We start from the raw sequence: 3,573 nt of genomic DNA, 5'->3' as shown, positions 1-3,573 counted from the left end.
AGTCCGGAGATTCGGCAGTATTTTCTGGAAAGCGACAAGAGCGGCCGCCCCTACACGCGCCAGGAACGCGCACTGATCAAGTCCCGTGCCCATGGCCAGGAAGCCGTGCATCCGTTTGGCACTGAGTACGACGTGGACAGCAACGGCTACAAGCTGGCCCTGCATTCGATTGCGGTGAAGAAGGTGCCCGAATCCGCTGCGCGCGTGAGCATCGGTGGGCCGCAATGCGAAAAGCCCTATGACAGTTCGCGCCTGAACATTTCCGCGATGAGTTTCGGTGCGCTCAGCAGCCACGCGGTGATGGCCATGAACAAGGGTGCCAAACTGGGAGGTTTCGCACAGGACACCGGCGAGGGTGGCCTCACGCCGTACCATCTCAAATATGGCGCCGACGTGATCTGGGAGATCGGTTCCGGCTATTTCGGTTGTCGCACCAAGGAGGGACGCTTCGATGACGAGCAGTTCAAATCGAAGGCACGTAAGGAAGAGATCCGGATGATCGAGATCAAGATATCCCAGGGTGCCAAACCCAGCCACGGTGGCGTGCTGCCAGCGGCCAAGGTCGACAAGGAAATTTCCGAGATCCGCGGCGTCCCCATGGGGGAAGACTGCATTTCACCGGCAGCGCATCCGGAGTTTGATTCACCGCGTGGCCTGCTTGAATTCGTGCAGCGACTCAGAAAGCTGAGTGGTGGGTTGCCCGTCGGGTTCAAATTGTGTGTCGGCCGGCGCAGCGAATTTCTGGGGATCTGCAAGGCCATGCTGGACACCGGCATCCTGCCTGATTTCATTACCGTGGACGGTGCCGAAGGCGGAACCGGCGCGGCACCCGTGGAATATTCCGACCGTCTGGGACTGTGCATTGACGAGGCCCTGCCCTGGGTACACAACGCACTGATTGGCTGTGGCTTACGCAAGGATATCCGGCTGATCGCCAGCGGCAAGATCACCGATGGCTTCGACATGATGCACAAGATCGCCATTGGCGCGGACCTGTGCAACGTGGCCCGCCCCATGATGTTCGCCGTAGGCTGCATCCAGGCGCTGCGCTGCCACACCAACACCTGCCCTACCGGTGTGGCTACCCAGGACCCACGGCGAGCACGCGCGGTCAACGTCGACCAGCGCGCGATGGACGTCAAGCGATACCACGCGGCAACGATCCGCAGTTTTCTCGACATGACCGGTTCGATCGGCGTGGCGCATCCGGATCAGCTGAATCCCGAACATATTTTCGAACGCCAGCCCGATCAAAAGGCGCGCAGTTTCCAGGAGCTGTATCCGGATATCGAGGAAGGTGCCCTGCTCGGCGAAAGCATCCCGGTCAGATACGCCTACGACTGGTCCAAGGCAAGCGCCGAGGCATTCTGAAACCTCAGGAACTGCAGGAAAGCATCGAGCTGCCCGCGCGGTGCCGGGCCCACTCCGGGCGTCGCGCGGCAAACGCTTCTCTGCCCGGCTGTTCGTCATACGGTCGGCGCATGACATCGAGCAATTCGGAAATGCCTGCGTAGTCTCCCTGCGTTGCGCGATCAATGGATTGTTGTGCCAGGTAATTGCGCAACACGAACCGAGGATTGGCGGCATGCATGCGCGTGCGGCGGGCCTGCGCATCGAGCGGGTCCCGAAGCAGGCGCCCCACATAACCGGAGAGCCAGGTTCTCAATGCATCCCCGTGACGCTGCGCCAAACTGGTGTCGTAAAACGCCGGTTGCAGCGGTTCGACGGACGGATGCGAGGGATCGATCTCCGATAGCGCCTGGTAGGTGATGCTCATGTCCATTTGCGCATCGCGCATGATCTGGTGCAGGTCCTGCATCCGCTCGATGTCCTCGTCCGCGCACTCGGACAGCCCCAGTTTCGCAGCCACGATCCTGCGATCACAGGCGGCATAGACATCCAGGTAACGCTGCAAGCCCGCATGCAACGCCTGGTCGTTGTCCATCACCGACACCAGCGCTCCTGCCAGCCGGGTCAGATTCCAGTAGGCCACGCGCGGCTGATGGCCGAAGCGGTACCTGCGCCCCTGAGCATCTGTGGTGTTGGGTGTCCAGTCCGGATCGAAATCATCGATCCAGCCATACGGCCCGTAATCGATGGTCAGTCCCAGGATCGACATGTTGTCGGTATTCATCACGCCGTGAACGAAACCCACGCGCATCCATTCGGCAACCATGCGCGCCGTACGGGCACAAACCTCGGAAAACCATTCCGCGCGGCGGGCGGCACCGCTCCCGGGCAACTCGGAAAAATCGCGTTCGATGGTGAACTCGACCAGTTGTTCCAGCAACCTCGTATCGCCGCGACTGGCAGGCAGCTCGAAATGGCCAAAACGAATGAATGAGGGCGCGGTGCGACACACGATGGCACCCGGCTCAGGTGCAGGATGACCGTCGTAGAACATGTCCCGCAGCACCGACTCTCCCGTGGCAACCAGCGACAGTGCACGCGTCGTGGGGATGCCCAGATGGTGCATGGCTTCGCTGCAAAGGAACTCGCGGATCGAGGAACGCAACACCGCTCGTCCGTCTGCACCACGTGAATAGGGTGTGCGTCCGGCTCCCTTCAGCTGCAGTTCCAGCCGGCATCCATCCGCATCGATCAACTCTCCCAGCGAAATCGCACGACCATCGCCGAGCTGTCCGGCCCAATGGCCAAACTGGTGTCCGCCGTAATTGGTGGCGAACGGCTGCATGCCATCCAGCTGAAGGTTTCCGGAAAAGACCTGAGCGAAGGCCTCGGATTGCACCTGTTTCTGGGTAAATCCGATCCTTCGGGCCAATTCCGGCGACCAGGCCAGAAGCTTCGGCGCGGGCATGGCTTGCGGCTGGACAAGGGAATACACCGCGCCCGACACGCTGCGCGGTTCGAGCGACTTGCGCTCAGGATCGCCAGGCAAGGCACGTACGAACGCATTGTCGAATTTCAATGCCGGCAACTCGGAACCCGGGGTTGCGGTTACGTGTTGATCATCTGCATGCATGTCAGGGAGATCCGGTCTCTGTGGATGAATCACAAGTGTCCGCGTTCGGGGCCATGATGGACGCCATCTCGGATGCCTGCAGCATGCGCCATGCCCGCGGCTCGAGATCATCCAGCATCAGGCCACCGATCGCTTCACGATGCAGGTCCTGAACATGGTTTCCAACGGCGGCGAACATCCGCCGTACCTGGTGATAGCGTCCCTCATGGATCGTGATGCGGGCATTGCGTGGATCGATCACCTCCAGCATCGCGGGCCCCACTGGTGTGTCCTCGCCCTTGAGCACCAATTGGCCAGCAGCGAACAGATCCGCTTCCTCACCGTTCAGGTCTCTTTCCAGCCGGACACGGTACCTCTTGGGCACATGACTGCGCGGTGAGATCACCCGGTGCAGAAACTGGCCATCATCGGTGAAAAGCAGCAGACCACTGGAATCACGATCCAGTCGACCGATGCTTGAAATTTGCGGGCGCCGTCGCGTGAAGCGCTCGGGCAGAAGATCGTAGACGCGCTCACCTTCACCCTTGTGTGAACAGACCACGCCCAACGGCTTGTGCATCATGATCACGATTCCCTGTGGTGGATCCAGC

General features: G+C 60.8%; 3 protein-coding genes. 1 reads left to right on the top strand and 2 read right to left on the bottom strand.

Translation table 11 applies throughout. From position 1 onward, the window contains the following. Positions 1-1,371 (top strand): FMN-binding glutamate synthase family protein (locus PF446_RS05340; protein WP_298070213.1); only part of this gene is annotated, 1,371 nt, incomplete at its 5' end. A 4-nt stretch (positions 1,372-1,375) separates the two neighbouring features. Here the strand turns inward: PF446_RS05340 and PF446_RS05335 are convergent. Both PF446_RS05335 and PF446_RS05330 read right to left on the bottom strand, forming a co-directional pair. Next, a complete protein-coding gene (locus tag PF446_RS05335) occupies positions 1,376-2,938 on the bottom strand; it encodes a YdiU family protein (protein ID WP_298070214.1) in 1,563 nt (520 codons plus the stop codon). Between the two features lie 46 nt (positions 2,939-2,984). Further along, positions 2,985-3,573, bottom strand: a 589-nt coding sequence (locus PF446_RS05330) for a 16S rRNA pseudouridine(516) synthase (RefSeq protein WP_298070212.1), incomplete at its 5' end; no start/stop codon positions are given.

This window comes from Oleiagrimonas sp. (assembly GCF_027858935.1).
In the GTDB taxonomy this organism is placed as follows: domain Bacteria; phylum Pseudomonadota; class Gammaproteobacteria; order Xanthomonadales; family Rhodanobacteraceae; genus Oleiagrimonas.
The sequence above is the reverse complement of the archived record's forward strand: the minus strand, read 5'-3'. Positions and strand labels throughout refer to the sequence as shown.